Source organism: Megasphaera jansseni (genome assembly GCF_047974155.1).
Taxonomy (GTDB): Bacteria; Bacillota; Negativicutes; order Veillonellales; family Megasphaeraceae; genus Megasphaera.
Map to the genome: position 1 here is coordinate 1 of NZ_JBHYRR010000011.1, position 17212 is coordinate 17212.

At 50.8% G+C, this 17212-nt stretch carries 16 protein-coding genes and 2 tRNA genes; 13 read left to right on the forward strand and 5 right to left on the reverse strand.

Features of this window, described 5'->3' with window-relative positions; genetic code table 11:
• Nucleotides 1-166: 166 nt before the first annotated feature.
• The 9 genes from ACE418_RS05660 (at nucleotide 167) to guaA (ending at nucleotide 8152) form a co-directional block, all read left to right on the forward strand.
• Nucleotides 167-1345 carry an MFS transporter gene (locus tag ACE418_RS05660; RefSeq protein WP_416449694.1) on the forward strand — a complete coding sequence of 393 codons (1179 nt, stop codon included), beginning with the start codon at nucleotides 167-169 and terminating at the stop codon, nucleotides 1343-1345.
• Between the two features lie 74 nt (nucleotides 1346-1419).
• Nucleotides 1420-1495, forward strand: a tRNA-Asn gene (locus ACE418_RS05665).
• A gap of 1 nt (nucleotide 1496) precedes the next feature.
• Nucleotides 1497-1572: transfer RNA gene (locus ACE418_RS05670), tRNA-Glu, on the forward strand.
• 578 nt (nucleotides 1573-2150) lie between these two features.
• On the forward strand, nucleotides 2151-3371 hold the full coding sequence (gene ilvA / locus ACE418_RS05675) for a threonine ammonia-lyase (protein ID WP_416449695.1): 1221 nt from the start codon (nucleotides 2151-2153) through the stop codon (nucleotides 3369-3371).
• A gap of 13 nt (nucleotides 3372-3384) precedes the next feature.
• Nucleotides 3385-4818, forward strand: coding sequence for an amino acid permease (locus tag ACE418_RS05680; protein ID WP_416449696.1), 1434 nt, complete (start codon nucleotides 3385-3387; stop codon nucleotides 4816-4818).
• 82 nt (nucleotides 4819-4900) lie between these two features.
• A complete protein-coding gene (locus ACE418_RS05685; protein ID WP_416449697.1) occupies nucleotides 4901-5287 on the forward strand; it encodes a RidA family protein in 387 nt (128 codons plus the stop codon).
• 215 nt (nucleotides 5288-5502) lie between these two features.
• Nucleotides 5503-5973, forward strand: coding sequence for a CBS domain-containing protein (locus tag ACE418_RS05690; RefSeq protein ID WP_416449698.1), 471 nt, complete (start codon nucleotides 5503-5505; stop codon nucleotides 5971-5973).
• 19 nt (nucleotides 5974-5992) lie between these two features.
• Nucleotides 5993-6511, forward strand: a complete 519-nt coding sequence (locus tag ACE418_RS05695; RefSeq protein WP_416449699.1) for a CBS domain-containing protein — start codon at nucleotides 5993-5995, stop codon at nucleotides 6509-6511.
• Between the two features lie 105 nt (nucleotides 6512-6616).
• Nucleotides 6617-8152 carry a glutamine-hydrolyzing GMP synthase gene (guaA, locus tag ACE418_RS05700; protein WP_292262566.1) on the forward strand — a complete coding sequence of 512 codons (1536 nt, stop codon included), beginning with the start codon at nucleotides 6617-6619 and terminating at the stop codon, nucleotides 8150-8152.
• A 367-nt stretch (nucleotides 8153-8519) separates the two neighbouring features.
• Here guaA and ACE418_RS05705 read toward each other — a convergent pair whose 3' ends face one another.
• From ACE418_RS05705 to ACE418_RS05725, 5 genes are all read right to left on the reverse strand, one after another.
• The gene (locus ACE418_RS05705) at nucleotides 8520-9647 is read right to left on the reverse strand and encodes a site-specific integrase (RefSeq protein ID WP_416449700.1); all 1128 of its coding nucleotides are present in this window, start codon (nucleotides 9645-9647) and stop codon (nucleotides 8520-8522) included.
• A 14-nt stretch (nucleotides 9648-9661) separates the two neighbouring features.
• Nucleotides 9662-10102, reverse strand: coding sequence for a hypothetical protein (locus ACE418_RS05710; protein ID WP_416449701.1), 441 nt, complete (start codon nucleotides 10100-10102; stop codon nucleotides 9662-9664).
• Nucleotide 10103: 1 nt separating this feature from the next.
• Nucleotides 10104-10421: a hypothetical protein gene (locus tag ACE418_RS05715; protein WP_416449702.1), complete on the reverse strand. Its 318-nt coding sequence runs from the start codon at nucleotides 10419-10421 to the stop codon at nucleotides 10104-10106.
• Nucleotides 10422-10461: 40 nt separating this feature from the next.
• On the reverse strand, nucleotides 10462-11040 hold the full coding sequence (locus tag ACE418_RS05720; RefSeq protein ID WP_416449703.1) for a phage replisome organizer N-terminal domain-containing protein: 579 nt from the start codon (nucleotides 11038-11040) through the stop codon (nucleotides 10462-10464).
• Nucleotides 11041-11185: 145 nt separating this feature from the next.
• Entirely contained in the window at nucleotides 11186-11365 is a 180-nt protein-coding gene (locus ACE418_RS05725; RefSeq protein WP_298676648.1) for a DNA-binding protein, read from the reverse strand.
• A gap of 93 nt (nucleotides 11366-11458) precedes the next feature.
• Between ACE418_RS05725 and ACE418_RS05730 the strand changes: the two genes are divergently transcribed.
• The 4 genes from ACE418_RS05730 to brxC all read left to right on the forward strand — a co-directional run bounded on the left by ACE418_RS05730 (nucleotide 11459) and on the right by brxC (nucleotide 17207).
• A complete protein-coding gene (locus tag ACE418_RS05730) occupies nucleotides 11459-12145 on the forward strand; it encodes a helix-turn-helix domain-containing protein (RefSeq protein ID WP_416449704.1) in 687 nt (228 codons plus the stop codon).
• Between the two features lie 161 nt (nucleotides 12146-12306).
• A complete protein-coding gene (locus ACE418_RS05735) occupies nucleotides 12307-12924 on the forward strand; it encodes a DUF1819 family protein (protein ID WP_416449705.1) in 618 nt (205 codons plus the stop codon).
• 1 nt (nucleotide 12925) lies between these two features.
• Nucleotides 12926-13522: a DUF1788 domain-containing protein gene (locus ACE418_RS05740; protein ID WP_416449706.1), complete on the forward strand. Its 597-nt coding sequence runs from the start codon at nucleotides 12926-12928 to the stop codon at nucleotides 13520-13522.
• Nucleotides 13523-13538: 16 nt separating this feature from the next.
• Nucleotides 13539-17207, forward strand: coding sequence for a BREX system P-loop protein BrxC (gene brxC, locus ACE418_RS05745; protein ID WP_416449707.1), 3669 nt, complete (start codon nucleotides 13539-13541; stop codon nucleotides 17205-17207).
• Nucleotides 17208-17212: the final 5 nt, after the last annotated feature.

Below are 17212 nucleotides of genomic sequence, written 5' to 3' on the forward strand. Positions count from 1 at the left end.
ATCCCATACGACAAACGATGAACGACCTACGATCAACGTAAAAAGAGGCTGTCTTAATGCGACAGCCTCTTTTTTTGCCCTCTTGACTTTTCGCCAGTGACAGCGTACCATGAAATCATTCTAAATTTATGCAAAGGAAGAATGAATCATGTTCCACTCTATTCCCTTGAAATATGTATTGCCCCTCCTGGGCTTGACCGTGTCGGCATTCATCTTCAACACGTCGGAATTCATGCCCATTGGCCTGCTCATGGATATTTCTCAGTCCTTTGGTATGACGGAAGCGCAGACAGGCATCATGATTACCGTTTACGCCTGGGTCGTGGCCTTACTGTCCCTGCCGCTCATGCTCCTCGTCTGCCGGATGGAGATGCGGCGCCTGCTGCTGGGTACGATGGGGCTCTTCTGTCTGGGACAGCTCTTATCGGGGCTGGCTTTGAACTTTCCCATGCTGATGGCAGCCCGTATCGGCGTGGCCTGTGCCCATTCTATTTTCTGGTCTATTGCGGCGCCGATGGCGACGCGCCTGGTTACGCGGACCCATCGGCCCCTGGCCCTGAGCATGATCGTCACGGGATCGGCTGTTGCCATGATATTCGGTCTGCCCCTGGGGCGGGTCATCGGCTTGTATGCCGGCTGGCGCATGACTTTCCTGGTCATTACTGCGGCATCCCTGGCCGTCTTGACGTATTTGTTCTTTGTCTTTCCTAAACTGGCCAGCGATGCGTCTTTTTCCCGCGACGATTTACCGAAACTGCTGAAGAATCCCGTTGTCGTCAGCGTCTATGTCTTGTCTGTCCTTTTTGCGACGGCCTATTTTACGGCATACAGCTATATCGAACCGTTCCTCAAGACCGTGGCTGCCTTTAGTGATCAGGGGATTACGTCGACGCTCATGCTCCTCGGCGTCAGCGGCCTCATAGGGAGCTTCCTCTTCAGTCATTTCTATAACCACTTCCGCTACGGCGTCATCCGGGCCGGGCTATTGGGGCTGGTCGTACCGCTCCTCTTGTGGCGGGCGGCTGCCAATGGGGGCGGCACGATGGTGGTTGCCTGTCTGGTGGTCGGCTGTGCGTCAACGCTGTTCAACGTCACGTTCCAGGCAGAACTCATCCGCCATGTCTCGATGGGGGCCGCACCGGTGGCCATGTCCATTTTTTCGGGTATTTTCAACGTCGGCATCGGCGGTGGGACCTGGATTGGCGGGCAAGTCACGGCCCATGGATTGCTGCCGTATATCGGCTATGCCGGTGCCACTATCGGCTTGATGGCCATGGGGTACTGCTTTACGGCTTATTTCCATTTCCTGCACAGGGCTTCTGAAAATCTTCAAAAAAATTCGTAAAAAAAGCTTGCATTTTTCTATCCCTTCAAGTATAATACTAATTGTTCCGATTCGGAACGAGCTTGAAGTGATATTCCTCAATAGCTCAGTTGGTAGAGCAATCGGCTGTTAACCGATTTGTCGTAGGTTCGAGTCCTACTTGAGGAGCCATGGCCCCTTGGTCAAGCGGTCTAAGACATCGCCCTTTCACGGCGAGAACATGGGTTCAAATCCCGTAGGGGTCACCATATGAAAAAGAGGCTGTCGCATTAAGACAGCCTCTTTTTACGTTGATCGTAGGTCGTTCATCGTTTGTCGTATGGGATTAAAAATATCAATCCATCGCGATGAACGATGAACTACGAACGAAAAACTTTTAAGTTGAAGGGGCCTCGCATGATGGCAAAAACCTTCGTGCGACAAGCCCTTTTTCAGTTGTTAGGGGTTAGCAGATGGCTTTAAATTTAAAGGTCTTCTCTGCAAACCATAAATTCTGTACTACAAACTATGAAGCAACGGGACTCCGCATGATGGCATAAGCCTTCGTGTGACAGTCCCTTTTATTATTTGTAGTTAGTAAAGCGTTTACGAGCCACTAAGGAACTGCCTTATACGGCAGTTTCTTCCTTTCGCATCGTTCAATGCCTATTTATGCAAAATAAGCAATGATGATTTCTTGTTCAGGAAACACGAGTCTATTGTAAAAAGACAAAATAGCAAATGCTCTATTGACAATGGACAAGCAAAGGCGTATAGTAAAGGCATAAGCAAATCGTATTTATTCTAACTAACGAAGGAGGGACGCTGCCATTTGGCAGCACATACCATGACTGAAGAAAAAGTAACCTTACAAATGATTAAAGATGCCCAGGAACGTTTGAAGGGCGTCGCTCAGAAGACAGGCTTGTCGTACAGCAATTCCGTCAGTGATCTGGCTGGCTGTGAAGTCTATTTGAAACTGGAAAATCTCCAGCGGACGGGCTCCTTTAAACTGCGCGGTGCCTATAACAAAGTAGCATCCTTGACGCCGGAAGAACGGGAAAAAGGCGTCATCGCCGCTTCGGCCGGCAACCATGCCCAGGGCGTGGCCCTGGCTGCCAGCGAATACGGCTGCCAGTCCGTCATCTGCATGCCGAAACATGCGCCGCTGAGCAAGATTACGGCAACCCGTGGTTACGGGGCCAACGTCGTCCTCTACGGGGATTTCTTCGACGAAGCCGCTGCCAAAGCCGTTGAATTGACGACGGAACACGGCTATACCTTCGTCCATCCCTTCAACGACCCGCAAGTCATCGCCGGCCAGGGGACGATTGCTCTGGAAATTATCGAACAGCTGCCTGAAGTCGATGCCATCGTCGCACCGATTGGCGGCGGCGGCCTCATTTCCGGCCTGGCCGTAGCAGCCAAGAGCGTCAATCCGAAAATCAAGGTCATCGGCGTCCAGACGGAAAACATGCCGTCCATGAAGGAATCCATCGAAAAGGGACAGGTCATCACTTATAATGGCAAAGCCACCCTGGCCGATGGCATCGCCGTCAAGACACCGGGCGATTTGACCTTTGACATCTGCAAGAAATACGTCGATGAAATCGTTACCGTCGATGAATCGGAAATCGCCAGTGCCATCCTGCTCCTCCTCGAACGGGGCAAGACCGTTGCTGAAGGCGCCGGGGCCGTTCCGGTCGCAGCCCTCATAAGCGGCAAGATTTCCGGTATCCGCAACAAGAAAGTCGCAGCCCTTGTCAGCGGCGGCAACATCGACGTCAACAATATGACCCGCGTCATCAACCAGGGCCTGATCAAGTCCCAGCGCAAGATTTTCTTCCAGACCGTCATCCCCGACGTACCGGGCGAACTGGTCAAGCTCCTGACCCTCATTGCCGGCACCAATGCCAACGTCCTTTCCATTACGCATGAACGCAGCCAGCACGGCATCGATATGGGTATGACCGCCGTCTCGCTGGAACTGGAAACGGCTAACGAAAAGCACGTTGAAAAATTGATGACCATGCTCAAAGACCATCATTATTTTGTTACCTTGAAGTAGTGGAGGATAGAACATGGAACAGCAGAAAATGGAACGCGGCCTGAAACCGCGTCACGTAGAGATGATCGCTCTTGGGGGGACGATTGGTGTCGGCTTGTTCATGGGGTCGGCCAACACCATTCAGATGGCGGGACCGTCGGTATTGCTCTGTTATGCTGTGACGGGCGTCGTCATGTTTTTCATCATGCGCATCATGGGGGAAATGCTTTATCAGGAACCGGTTACGGGCTCCTTCGCCACGTACGGACACAAATACATCAGTCCTTTCGTCGGCTACCTCACTGCCTGCTCCTATTGGTTCCTCTGGGTCGTCGTCGGCCTGTCGGAAATCACGGCTGTCGGCATCTATGTCCATTACTGGTTCCCATTGCTGCCGCAATGGATATCGGCCCTGGCCGGCATGGCCATCGTCGCTGCGGCGAATATGGCGGCCGTTAAATATTACGGTGAATTTGAATTCTGGTTCGCCCTGATCAAAGTTGTCACCATCATCGTCATGCTCATCGTCGGCGCTGCAGTCATCCTCTTTGGATTCGGCAACGGCGGCGTCCCTGTCGGCATCAGCAACCTCTGGGTTAACGGTGGTTTCATGCCTAATGGCTGGGGTGGTATGCTGGCAGCCATGTGCGTCGTCGCCGCGTCCTTCCAGGGCGTTGAACTCATCGGTATCACGGCTGGCGAAGCCCAGGACCCGAAACACACGTTGAAGAAGGCCGTCAACAACATCGTCTGGCGTATCCTTATCTTCTACATCGGCTCGATTTTTGTCATCCTCTGCATCTATCCCTGGAATGAAGTCAGCTACATCGGCAGTCCCTTCGTCATGACCTTTGCTAAAGTCGGCATCTCGGCAGCAGCAGGCATCATCAACTTTGTCGTCCTCACGGCGGCCCTGTCCGGCTGCAACAGCGGCATGTACAGCTCAGGCCGTATGCTCTATACCCTGGCTCAGAACGGCCAGGCACCGAAGATTTTCGCCAAATTATCGCCAACTGGCGTGCCGCGCAACAGTATTGCCGTCACCATCGTCGTCCTGGCCATCGGCGTTATCCTCAACTATCTCATCCCGGACTCGAAACTGTTCCTCTATTTGTACAGTGCCTCCGTTTTTCCGGGCATGGTCGCCTGGTTCGTCCTAGCCTATGCCCAGAAAAATTTCCGCAAAGCCTGGGGACCGGAAGTCATGGCGAAACATCCTTTCAAATCGCCGCTCTATCCCTATTCCAATTACTTCTGCATCATCTTCCTGATTCTCGTCACTATCGGCATGATTTACAACCCGGATACGCGCATGTCCATCTTCTCATCGTGGGTCTTCATCGCTGCCGTCATCATCGCCTGGTTCGCCTGTGGCCTGAACAAGAAACAGTACGATAAAGAAGGGCACCTCATCGAAGGCGCGGAAGAAGGCACGACGAATGTCGTCAAAGCCGAATCGGAATCGTGATTATCTGTCGCAGGTCTATGGCCTTCCCTGGGCTTGCGATGTATAATATAGTTATCACTTATGATTAAGGAGATGCATACTCATGGCAGTTAATGTTATCAGCACGACCAAAGCTCCGGGCGCAGTAGGCCCGTATTCCCAGGCTATCAAAGCCGGTGATTTCCTCTTCGCATCCGGCCAGATCGCCATCAATCCGGAAAAAGGCAAGATCGTTTCCGGTGGTGTCGTCGCACAGGCTGAACAGTGCATGAAGAACGTCGGCGCCATCCTCGAAGAAGCCGGCCTTACTTATGATGACGTCGTCAAGACGACAGTTTACCTGACGGACATCAACTTCTTCGGTGCTGTCAACGAAGTCTATGGCAAATACTTCCAGAAGAACCTGCCGGCCCGTTCGTGCGTCGAAATCAGCCGCCTCCCGAAAGACGTCTTCGTCGAAGTCGAAGTCATTGCCTATTGCGGGAAATAAGCTGGATTTATAGTGGTTCGTGATTCGTGGCTCGTTGTCCGTAGGGCGGCCCGCTGTATCTTAAATTTAAAACCATCCGCTAACGGCTAACAGCTAGCCGCTGACTGCTAAAAAAAGCGCTGTCTTCATGCGACAGCGCTTTTTTTTACCTTCCAGGCAGGAAATCGGGGGCCTCGTGTCTAATACTTATATTATAAGGAAAAGGAGTGATACTTATGTCTAAACGTACGGCATCGGATATTATGGAAAAGAATTTCGTTACGGCAGCGCCGGAAACGTCGGTTTTCGATTTGGTCAATATGTTCGTCAAGAACCACATTACGGCCATTCCCATCATCAATGAAAAAGAGGAGCTCGTCGGCATCGTCACCGATGCGGATTTGCTCTACAAGAAAGTCAAACCCCATGTCCCTCACTATGTCAATCTGTTAGGAGCCAGCATTTATTATAATGGCATCAGTGAATACGACAAGGGATTCAAGAAACTCATGGCCTGCACGGCCAAAGATATGATGACCAAAGATGTCATCATCGCCGCGCCGGATGCGGAAGTCGAACAGATTGCCGGCGTCATGGTGGCCGAACATTTGAAGGTCATCCCTATTGTCAAGGAAAAACATATCGTCGGCATCGTCACCCGCGGCAACATCCTCGATGAATTGTACCGTGAATACGGCGACGACTAAGGAAAAGGGGGGATAGACAATGGCTGAACATATCAATAAAGGTCCGGAACCGGGCGAAGAAAAGGAAGCGGAACGCCCTGTCGTCCGCGTCAAAGATGTCATGGAAAAAGTTTTCGTTTCCGTGACGCCGGATATTCCCATCCGCGACGTCTTCCGAATCTTCATCAAGCACCGCCTGCTGGCTGTGCCCGTCGTCGATGAAGAAGACCACCTCATCGGCCTCATTTCCAGCGCCGACCTCATGTACCGCAGCTCTAAGCCGCATATCCCGCGCCTGCCCTTCATCGGCACCAAGATTTATACCAGCCGCGTCGGGAAATACGCTAAGGAATTCAAGAATCTCCTGGACCAGCCCTGCGAAAAATTAATGACCAAGAATGTCATGATTGCTACGCCCAAGGCCGATGTAGAACAGGTCGCAGCCGTCATGATCCTGGAACATTTGAAAGTACTTCCTGTCGTGGACAATAAGCGCGTTGTCGGCATGATCACCCGGGCCTGCATCCTCAAAGATTTGTATCGAGAATGGAAGTATTAGCCTTTTTGTGACTAGTCACTCTCTGCCTCGTGTGCTATAATATTATAATCGAATGATTTAGGCAGCCGCCGCTGTCAAAGAAAGTATTTCACGAGGAGGCACTTAATGGATACCAAAGAACTCGTCATCGTTGTCGATTTTGGTGGTCAGTATAACCAGCTCATTGCACGGCGCGTCCGTGAAAACCACGTATACTGTGAAGTATACCCGTATCACAAAGCAGTTGCAAAGATTAAAGAACTTCAGCCCCAGGGCATCATCTTTACCGGTGGTCCTGGCAGCGTTTATGAAGATAATGCGCCGAAGATTGAAGAAGAAGTCTTCCATCTCGGCATCCCCGTCCTCGGTCTCTGCTATGGCATGCAGTTCATGGCCCAGACCTTAGGCGGCGAAGTCAAACACGCAGATATGCGCGAATTCGGCAAGACCGAAATCGACGTCAATACGGCTTCGCCTTTATTCAAGGGCCTGCAGGAAAAAGAAATCGTCTGGATGAGCCATCAGGACTATGTCGCTTCCATTCCGGAAGGTTTTGAAATCGTGGCCCATACGGCTAACTGCCCGGTTGCTGCCATGCAGAACCCAGCCAAGAAGCTCTATGCCATGCAGTATCATCCGGAAGTGCTCCACACCGAACACGGCAAGGAAATGCTCCATAACTTCCTCTTTGAAGTCTGCGGCTGCACGGGATCGTGGACCATGGCCAATTACGCCAAGACGGCCATTGCCAATATCAAAGAAACGGTCGGCGACGGCAAAGTCGTCCTGGCCCTTTCGGGCGGCGTCGATAGTTCCGTAGCGGCAGCCCTTATCTCTAAGGCCGTCGGCAGCCAGCTGACCTGTATTTTTGTCGACCACGGCCTGCTCCGTAAGAACGAAGGCGATGAAGTCGAAGCGGCCTTCAAGGACAGCGGCATGAACTTCATCCGCGTCGATGCCTCGGAACGTTTCCTGAAGAAACTCGAAGGCGTCAGCGACCCCGAACGGAAACGGAAAATCATCGGTGAAGAATTCATCCGCGTTTTTGAAGATGAAGGCCGTAAAATCGGTTCCGTCGATTTCCTGGCACAGGGTACGATTTACCCGGATGTTATCGAATCCGGTGCCGGCGATGCTGCCGTCATCAAGAGCCATCACAACGTAGGCGGCCTTCCGGCTGTCGTCGACTTTAAAGGCCTTATCGAACCGCTTCGCAACCTCTTTAAAGACGAAGTCCGCGAACTCGGCGCTGAACTGGGTCTGCCGGAATACCTCGTATGGCGCCAGCCCTTCCCGGGACCGGGCTTGGCTATCCGCGTCATGGGCGAAATCACTAAGGAAAAATTGGCCATCCTCCGCGATGCCGATGCCATCTTCCGTGAAGAAATCGCCAATGCCGGTATGCAGCGCGACATCAACCAGTACTTCGCCGTCCTGACCAATAACCGCTCCGTCGGCGTCATGGGTGACTTCCGTACTTATGACTACACCCTGGCCCTGCGCGGCGTCACGACGACCGACTTCATGACGGCTGACTGGGCACGTATCCCGTACGACGTCCTCGATAAGATTTCCAGCCGCATCGTAAACGAAGTCGACCACATCAACCGCATCGTCTACGACATCACCAGTAAACCACCCGCAACGATTGAATGGGAATAGTTGCAAATCGCCTCACAAATCGCTTAACCAAGCCGTTTGTGAGGCTTTCTTTTTTTCAAAAGTTCCAAAAGTGTACCAAAAAATTTAAAAAAACTTTTTTTAGGGCCTGTTTTTGCCAAATTTCTTGAACAAAAAATGTGCATTTTTATACATATGGAACAGACTTGGTTACAAAGGACACGTAGATTTGAAATGTGAACATATACACGGCCAACGGCCTTGTGCGTAGGGGCCGGCCCGGACAGGGAGGCCCGCTGTAAGATTCAACCATAGCCTGTTCTGATATAATGGTAGGCCTTTACGAATTTGAAATGGACAAAGCAACCAGGCGCTGTCTTCGTGTGACAGCGCCTGGTTTTGAATTTCCTTAAGCTGTGGTTTTGTCGTCATCTTTGGGGATGGACTTTTCACCGAATTTTTCCATGGCCGCTAGCAATTTCCGTTGCTGTGATGGGTAGAGGTGGGTGTAGGTACCCAGGGTGGTTTCGATGTTTTCGTGTCCCAGGCGTTCTTTGATGACTAGGGGTGAGAAGCCCAGGTCGATGAGGAAGGACGCGTGGGAATGGCGAAGGTCGTGGACCCTGATTTTTTTCACGCCGGCTTTTTTACTGCCTGTGTGAAGATGATTCAGGATAGCGTACTTCGTCGTGGGAAAGAGCCGGTCATGGTTGCGGAGTCCGTAGATGGCGTTTATGTAATTCTGGACGATGGTGCAGAGAAAGGGCGGGATAGTGATGGTCCGGATGCTCTTCGACGTTTTGGGCTTTTGAATCAGATCTTGGCCGTCCAGACGGGAATAGCTATTGGTGATGCTGACTGTTTGCTCTTCCAGGTCGAAATCTGCTGCGGTCAGCGCTAAGAGTTCGCCTTCGCGCATACCGGTCCAGAAGAGGAGCATGAAAATCGTGTAATACAGGATGTCGTCTTTGTACACCGTAATGAACTGGCGGAATTCGTCAAGCGTCCAGAAGCTGATACGGTCGGACCGTTTTTTCCCCATGGAACCACAGAGACGGACCGGGTTTTGCGGAAGGTGATAGTACTTCACGGCAAAGTTGAAGATGGCCGATACTTGATTATTGATCGTCTTCAAGTAGGTTTGCGTGTAAGGCTGGGCGGTCTTCTGTTTGCCAAAGGGTGTGTACGTCGCACTCAGCATCTGGTTCTGCCACTTCCGGATAGTCGCCGGCGTAATCGAAGAGATGGGAAGGTCCTTGAAAAAGGGCAGGACCTTCAGTTTGATGACAAACTCCTTATTCCGGTATGTCGTCGGCTTTAAACGGACCCTGGCGTCTTCCATGTAGAGTTCGTAGAGTTCACCGAATGTCATCGTAGTGGCCCCGGCGGCCTTGGACTTGAAATTTTCCTCGAAGGCCAAGGCTTCCCGACGGGTTTTGAAACCAACTTTCTTTTTCCGCCTGCGCTGTCCCGTCCAATCGGTATAATAAAAGGACGCACTCCAGGTATTGTTTGAGGTATCTTTAAAAGCAGGCAATCCAGTCACCTCCTCTAAAACCAAGTTCCCTTGTCGATATCGTAATGCCACCAGCGGCCGGATTCATACTGGATGCAACAATAGTCATCCTTAAAGAATGGTTTGACGGGTAATCCGTCCGACCAGGTTCCGGAATGCATGTGTTGAATCATCAGATCAACCAATTGGAGATTCTTAAACAAAATAGCCGCTTTACGCTGAGTTTCGTTTTCATCGACTAAAGCTTCGATGACCTTATCGGGAATTTTGATGGCCGTCACGTGTTGAAAATCCAGCATGTACCAGTTCCCGGATTCAAAAAGGGCATAAGCCGCTTTATCATCGCTGCCTTCATATATCGCTTCTGGACGGCCTTCATGCCAGTTAGGGTCTTTTGCAAGCTCGTGAAGAACATAGTTGCTGCACGCATATAAACCGTTCAAAGTTAAGTTTCCTTTCTTCATAGTATATCTCATTTTATTTACCTCCTTGTTGATAATGCTCCCAGCAATCGCAAGACAACATTAATTCTTCTTTATAGTCTGGAGTAGATATTGAGGCTTTATATTTGCCCGTACCATGACAATGTGGACAATTCGGATCATAGATTTTCTGCTTTTTCGGCACGCTTATCTCATTCGGCAGCTTGAGCGATTCGTCTTCAAGCAGCGTTTTAAAATAAGCGGCTGGATTAGTTGTAGCATTTTTGTCCGCGTAAGCCTTGATTTCCTTTAACCGATTTAACGTCATGTTTTGCACATGAGTCTGTTTGGCTAATCGAATCGCTACGTGCATACTGATTCCAGATTCAACTAGATACTGGCGTTTGGCGATTTCATCTCCCCCCCTGTGTATGATGTTGTTCGTTATTAAATAAGACATCAACATCATGATGTTCTTGGATATTTTTTATCCCTACTTTATCAAGTATATTTGATATTCTAGACATACCGGATTTAGTAGGGATATCTTTTATCCCATTTTGGGGATATTTTTTATCCGGGGGTTCTGGGAGAGTAGCAGGATGAGGCCGTTCTTTTGAACGCAAGCGAGCGCGTTCTTTGCGACGAGTTATGCCACGCTCGCTACGAGTCAGGAGAGGCGCTTGCTGGAACACATATTTCTGGTCTTGAACAAGAATATAGCCCTTTGAGATGAAGTAATTCAGAGCCGCAGTTATTTGTTCCGGGGTAATGCCTTTTAATTCATATGACAGTTGTTTTGGGAAAGAGCTGAAAGTTCCGCTGTCTATCAACATGCCTCCCGTTTTTCCCGCCAGAATCATTAGCTCCAGGTAAGTGTAGATGACTTCCATACCGCCGGGAGTCGTCTTCAAAAGGATGATATTTAGATCCTCCGTGAAGCGCTCGTCCACCTTGATAAAATAATATACTTTATTGTCATTGAAAGCCATTTTTATCCCCCTTTTCTGGAAAAAAGAGGGCCTTTATGGTATCATTAATATGATGCAATGACCAACAGGAAAATGGCATCAGGTCGAGCTGGATGGTGGAGCATCTGGCTTGACTTTTTTTTAGAACCATAAGGATTCTCTCCTTTCAAATATTAATTTTGGATTCGAAATATTGACGATTGACCCGCCCACGAAGGACGAGCTTGCCTTGCGCTTTGAGCTCGGCGTTGAGTTGCCGGATAATGGCGTAGGCCCTAGAGCGTTTGATGTCCAGTAGCTCGGCAACGTCGTCAGCGGTCAACATGACTTTACTTTCACTTATCATACCAAAACCTCCTTTCGAAAACTCAAATGATTTTTACTACATATATATAATAACTCGAATGAATTTTAAAATCAAGGGGAATGAGGTGTTTTTTTGGAAAATCTTCAAATTTTATCTTATCGTCTAAAACTGTTGCGATATGCTGGAAGTTTACGGCTAGTTGATATCAATAATTTATCGAAACTGTATGAAGAGGTTAGCCCTAATGCATACCGGCAATGGGAAAATCAGTTGCGTGTTCCTAATGTTCAATCTTTGATTACCATTTCAAACATTTTTGCTGTTTCATTAGATTGGCTGGTAGGCCGGGTGGATGATCCTTATGATGAAAAAGTAATTGAACGTTTAGAAAAAGAACTATATCCGGTAACGTTTTCGGTAGAAAATCAAATGGTTCAATGTATTCCGGGATTTTGGCAGGTTTCAGAAAAATATGATGACATAAAATTGAGGAGAGAAAACTATTCTTTAGATGTTCGTAGTAACATACTCTATCTTTTTCAGCAGTTGCGTTTAATGAAGGAGTCTCCTAATGCTTTTATCCGAAGAGGCGATGGGAAAATATACTTTAATACGGATGTCGTTTCAGATGAATTCAAAAGAAATTTACACGAATTGCTAGATGCGCCGCAAGAATGTTTCAATCCCGTGTTGGTGCTTGATATAAAAGAGGCAGATAAAAAACTTTCAAAAGAAATAGAACAAGACAACCAGCCCAAGCGTATTAGAAAATCAAATACAGGATTTATGGTGCGCCATCAATTGACATCAAAGGGATGAAATTGTTTTGTATGAACGAACCTGCCATATTAGAAATATGGCAGGAATTGTAGCTATTTCGGGCATATTTTGCTATAATTAAGGTGTTATTTTACGATGAGGAGGCTATCGGCTTTTTGCCAGGTAGCCTTTTGTTTTTTCCACGACCAAGGAGGCGTTACATGATGGCTTTAGCTGTGCTTACACAGCCTTATCCGGCCCGGGTGAAGGAGCAGTTCTGGTTCCGTGAGCTTCGCCAGGCGGTGGCTGTTTTGGCGGAAGGGAAGTCTTTTGCTGATTTGAAGCGCATGAGTGAAGAAGAGAACTTTTTCAATGCCAGTTCGGCCAGCCGGGCCAATGAGATACGCCAGGTTCTGGAACGGCGCCTCAAGGCGGCCGGGCCTTCTTTTTATGCCTTTTTTCAGCAGTCTCCTTTGGCGACGCAGAAGCTCTTGGCCCTGTGCCTGCTGCTGTTGACGGACCATACCTTTTATCGTTTCATGGATGACTGCTTCCGTGAGAAGCTCTTCACTGGCGACCTGGAGCTTTATGACCGTGATTTCCTGCGGGTATTCCGGGCCATTCAGAATGAAGAGCCCCGGGCGGCCAAGTGGACCGATATGACCTTGAAGAAGGTGCGGGCCAATTACAAGGCTTATCTCCGGGAAGCCGGCCTGCTGGCGGGGGAGAAGTCGCCTTATCAGATACAGCGGCCTTTGCTGAGTCGGGAGTTGCAGTACTACCTTCAACAGGCCGGCTTGGCGGCGATTGAAAAAATATTGACAGGAGAACGGGCATGACATGAAAAGTATTATAGAACGCTTAGACCTCATGGAGCAGCGCCTCCGCGATGAAAACTTCCGGCACAGCCGGGGCCTCAGTGGGGAAGTCAGCTACTATGTCTTCGATTATGACCCAAAAGCCGAGCTCATCGTGCGCAAACGGGTCCAGGAACTCCAGGCGACGGATACAGAATATAAATTCGGCTACCGCCTGTCCGTCTACGACTTGTACGAAGTGATGCTGCATCTCCTCGATGAAGAGGAAGTCCTGGACGATTTGAAAGAGCTCGAAGAAGAAGAGGGGACGGACTACGTCTTCACGACGATTGGCGACGTCCTGCGCTTTGAAGAAGACGATAACCAGATTATCCAGTATATCGTTGACCATACGCCGCAGGAGCCGGACCGGGTCGTCTTCTTGACGGGTGTCGGCAAATGCTATCCTGTCATCCGTTCGCACAAGATATTGAACAACCTGCACCAGGTCATGGACTTCTGCCCGGTCATACTTTTCTTTCCAGGCCAGTACACAGGCAGTTCCCTGAACCTTTTTGGCGAAGTGGCTGGCGACGCGAATGCTAACTACTATCGGGCATTCCCCTTAGTCGAACATTAATGAAGGATGGTGGCATATGCAGATCAAAGATTTATTCCTGAAACCCATCGACCGACGGATCAACGGCGTCATCAAGGTCGGGCAGAATCAGGAAGAAGATAAAAAACAGGAACTGGAAGAATACGTCGTCACGGCGGAACTGAAAAAGCATTTCCAGCGTTTCTTTGCCAATTACGTGCAGAGCCTGAATCATCCCGTCGATGAAATGGGCGTCTGGATTTCCGGCTTCTTTGGCAGTGGTAAATCACACTTCCTGAAAATCCTTTCGTATATCCTCGACGAACCGGAAGTCGACGGCAAGAAGGCCATGGCCTATTTGACGGCCAAAGACGCCATCGCCTCGGATCCGGAACTGGTCGAAAATATGAAACGCGCTGCCGAAGCGCCGACACTGACCGTCCTTTTCAACGTCGACTCCAAGAGTACATCGACGGCAAAGAGCGACAGCAATGCCATCGTCACCGTCTTCAACCGGGTCTTCAATGAACGCCTGGGCTATGAAGGGGCTATCCCCATGCTGGCCGAACTGGAACGGACTCTGGATGAAGAGGGGAAGTACCAGCTCTTTAAAGATACATATGCCGAAATCAATGGCAAGGACTGGCTCGAAGACCGGCACAAGTTCCGTGTACACCGCGGCTGGGTCGAAAAGGCCCTCGTTGCCATGGGCTATATGGACGCCGATACGGCCAAGAATTGGACGAAGGAAGCCAGCACCAAGAACGCACAACTGGCTATTTCCGACTTTGCTGACCAGGTCCGCCGCTATATCGACCGGACGGGGAAACGGGTCGTCTTTTTAGTTGACGAAATCGGCCAGTTCATCAGCACCGATTCTCATTTGATGCTCAACTTACAGACTTTGACAGAAGAATTGGGAACGAAGTGCCACGGCAAGGCCTGGGTCATCGTCACGGCCCAGGAAGCCATCGACGCCATGACAGCCAACATCGACAACGCCCAGGAACGGAAGGACGATTTTTCCAAGATCCAGGGCCGGTTCCATACCCGTCTGTCCTTGTCGTCAGTCAATGCCGATGAGGTCATCCGCGAACGTATCCTGAAAAAGACCCAGGCTGGCACAGACTCGCTCCTGGCCCTGTACCAGGCCGAAGAAACGACCATCCAGAACGTCGTCGATTTCCGGGATACGCCCCATGAAATGAAGAAATATCGCGATGCCGATGACTTCGCAGCCGTCTATCCCTTCCTGCCATATCAGTTCTATCTGCTGGCCGACATCCTGACGTCAATCCGCAAGAACAGCGCGTCCGGCCGCAGCTTGTCTTCAGGGGAACGGTCTATCCTCGGCGCCTTCCAGGCCGCTGCCATCCGGGTCAGCCAGGCTGAAGAAGAGGCCCTGGTGCCGCTCTATGCCTTCTATGACAATATCGACCAGGTCATCGACCATACCCATAAAATCGTCATTGAACGGGCCTTGCAGAACCCCAAGGTCAATCCCGACGCCGACCCGGACTGCTTTGCCGTCAATGTCCTCAAAGTGCTCTTCCTGTTGAAGTACGTCGACGGTGTCCCTCTGACAGAAAGCAATCTGGTCAACTTCATGGTCACCCAGATCCACGAAGACAAGGCCGAACTGCGCCGTCACGTCGGCCAGGCCTTGCAGCTGCTCATCCGCAATCTCTACGTCGCCCAGAAGCAGGATACGTATACCTTCCTGACTGATGACGAACAGGATATGGACCGGGCCATCCGCAGCCGGAATATTTCCCTGGCCGATACGATTACCGAATTGAGCAACCTCGTCTATAACGACATCTACCCCGTCAGCCGCTACAAGGCCAACAAAGGGAAGGGCCAGTATACCTTTGGCTTCAACAAGGCCATGGACAACCGGCCTTTCGGCGGTCATCAGAACAACGCCATGGGTCTCCGTATCCTGACGCCGTATTATGACGACAGCAATCCGTCGGACCCCTTGTCCATCAGTATGCTCAGTAGCCGTAATCAGGAAGCCGTCCTGGTTCTTCCGTCGAATCGCAATGACTATTACCTGGAAATGCAGCAGGCCCTGCAAATCGAAGACTACCTGCGCAAAGTCGCCGACCCGCAGCAGGGCAAGTCGACGCTCCTGCGCGGTGTCAAACAGACCGAAGCGACACAGCGCCGGGAAGCTGCCAAGCAGGAACTGATGGAAGCCATCGGCCAGGCCGAAGTCTACGTCAACGGCTCCATCGTGGCGACCATCCGGACCCACGACCCGAAGCTCCGTATCCAGGCCGCCCTGGAATCCCTGCTGGAAACGCTGTATTACCATTTGAAGGACATTACGGCGCCGAGAGAGGAACAGGATTTGAAGGAACTCTTTGCCCATCAGGGGAAGGGGATGGAACTGTTCCCGCTCAAAGAAGACAGCCACATGGCCAATCAGAATGCGCTGCGCGAAGTCAAGATGAAAATCGAGGAACGGACGCGGAATTACGAAACGATTTCCCTGAAGAGCCTGCTCGACCTGTTCACGGCACCGCCTTATGGCTACAGCGAAGCCGATACGAAATGGCTCGTCGCCATGCTGTTCCTCAAGGGCGAGTTGGCGGCGTCTATCGACAAAGAGCCAGTGAACCGCTTTCATACGTCGCCGGAAGAGCTGACCAGTTACTTTACAGGCAAGCGCAATGAAGAACGACTCCTCTTCCGCGTCAAGGCGACTATCGACCCCAAGGCCTTGCGGAAATCCAATGAAATTATGAGGGAATTCTTCCATCATAGCGAATCGTCGGACGACCCGGACCGGGTCATGGCTAAAATGAAGGACTATGCGGCCAACCTCCTGCATCAGCTGGCCGGCAAGGCACCCATGTATCAGCTGCATCCCCAGTTCCCGGGCAAAGGTGTCCTGGAATCGGTGAAACGCCAGTGGGACTACTTCATGGGCATCAAGCGGACCGATGTCTTCTTCAAGGAGCTTTTGAAGAAATCAGATGACCTTCTCGACTTGGCCGAAGACTTGCAGCCCGTCTACACCTTCCTGGACAATCAGAGTCAGCAGCAGATTTTCCTCGATAAGGGCGTGAAGCCGCTCAAGCTCTACGACAACAATAAGGAATACCTGCTGGATACGCCGGAATTGGCCGACCTGGCCGAACGCATCCGGACCATCGTGCGCAATCCGTCGCCGTACAAACGAATCAAGGATTTGCCGGCCCTGAACGACGCCTTCCTCCAGGCCTATCTGGTCATCCTCGACCGGATCGGAAAGGAAGTCCAGGACGCTATCGGACTGGATGAACAGGACGTGACCAAGGCCTTGCAGGGCAAACCCTATGAAAAGAACTACCTGCCCCAGGTCCACAAGGCCTATCAGGACTTGAAGGATAAGGCCGGTCAGGAAAATAATATTTCCCACATCTTGGGCTATAAAGATAAATCGGCCAGCCAGAGCCAGTACTATTTAGCTCTCTTTGACCGCAAGGACGAAGAAGAAGTACGGCGCCAGGCCGAAGCCGCTCGCAAGGCACAGAGCGAAGCCAAAAAGCCCGGTCAGCCCGAGGCGGCGCCGCCACAGCCGGCTAAGAAATTCTGTACCATCCGGGCTCGTGAACTCGACCCGCGCAGTACCGTCGTCATCCGCAGCCAGGCCGATATTGACGACTATGTAGAACGCCTCCGCCAGAAACTAGAAGCAGCCCTGGCGGACGTCGATGAAATCCGCCTGCTTGATTAAGGAGT

Coding starts and splice junctions, on each gene's coding strand:
- ilvA (WP_416449695.1), top strand. CDS start 2,151: ATGACTGAAGAAAAAGTAACCTTACAAATGATTAAAGATGCCCAGGAA.
- ACE418_RS05680 (WP_416449696.1), top strand. CDS start 3,385: ATGGAACAGCAGAAAATGGAACGCGGCCTGAAACCGCGTCACGTAGAG.
- ACE418_RS05685 (WP_416449697.1), top strand. CDS start 4,901: ATGGCAGTTAATGTTATCAGCACGACCAAAGCTCCGGGCGCAGTAGGC.
- ACE418_RS05690 (WP_416449698.1), top strand. CDS start 5,503: ATGTCTAAACGTACGGCATCGGATATTATGGAAAAGAATTTCGTTACG.
- ACE418_RS05695 (WP_416449699.1), top strand. CDS start 5,993: ATGGCTGAACATATCAATAAAGGTCCGGAACCGGGCGAAGAAAAGGAA.
- guaA (WP_292262566.1), top strand. CDS start 6,617: ATGGATACCAAAGAACTCGTCATCGTTGTCGATTTTGGTGGTCAGTAT.
- ACE418_RS05710 (WP_416449701.1), bottom strand. CDS start 10,102: ATGAGATATACTATGAAGAAAGGAAACTTAACTTTGAACGGTTTATAT.
- ACE418_RS05715 (WP_416449702.1), bottom strand. CDS start 10,421: ATGCACGTAGCGATTCGATTAGCCAAACAGACTCATGTGCAAAACATG.
- ACE418_RS05720 (WP_416449703.1), bottom strand. CDS start 11,040: ATGGCTTTCAATGACAATAAAGTATATTATTTTATCAAGGTGGACGAG.
- ACE418_RS05725 (WP_298676648.1), bottom strand. CDS start 11,365: ATGATAAGTGAAAGTAAAGTCATGTTGACCGCTGACGACGTTGCCGAG.
- ACE418_RS05735 (WP_416449705.1), top strand. CDS start 12,307: ATGATGGCTTTAGCTGTGCTTACACAGCCTTATCCGGCCCGGGTGAAG.
- ACE418_RS05740 (WP_416449706.1), top strand. CDS start 12,926: ATGAAAAGTATTATAGAACGCTTAGACCTCATGGAGCAGCGCCTCCGC.
- brxC (WP_416449707.1), top strand. CDS start 13,539: ATGCAGATCAAAGATTTATTCCTGAAACCCATCGACCGACGGATCAAC.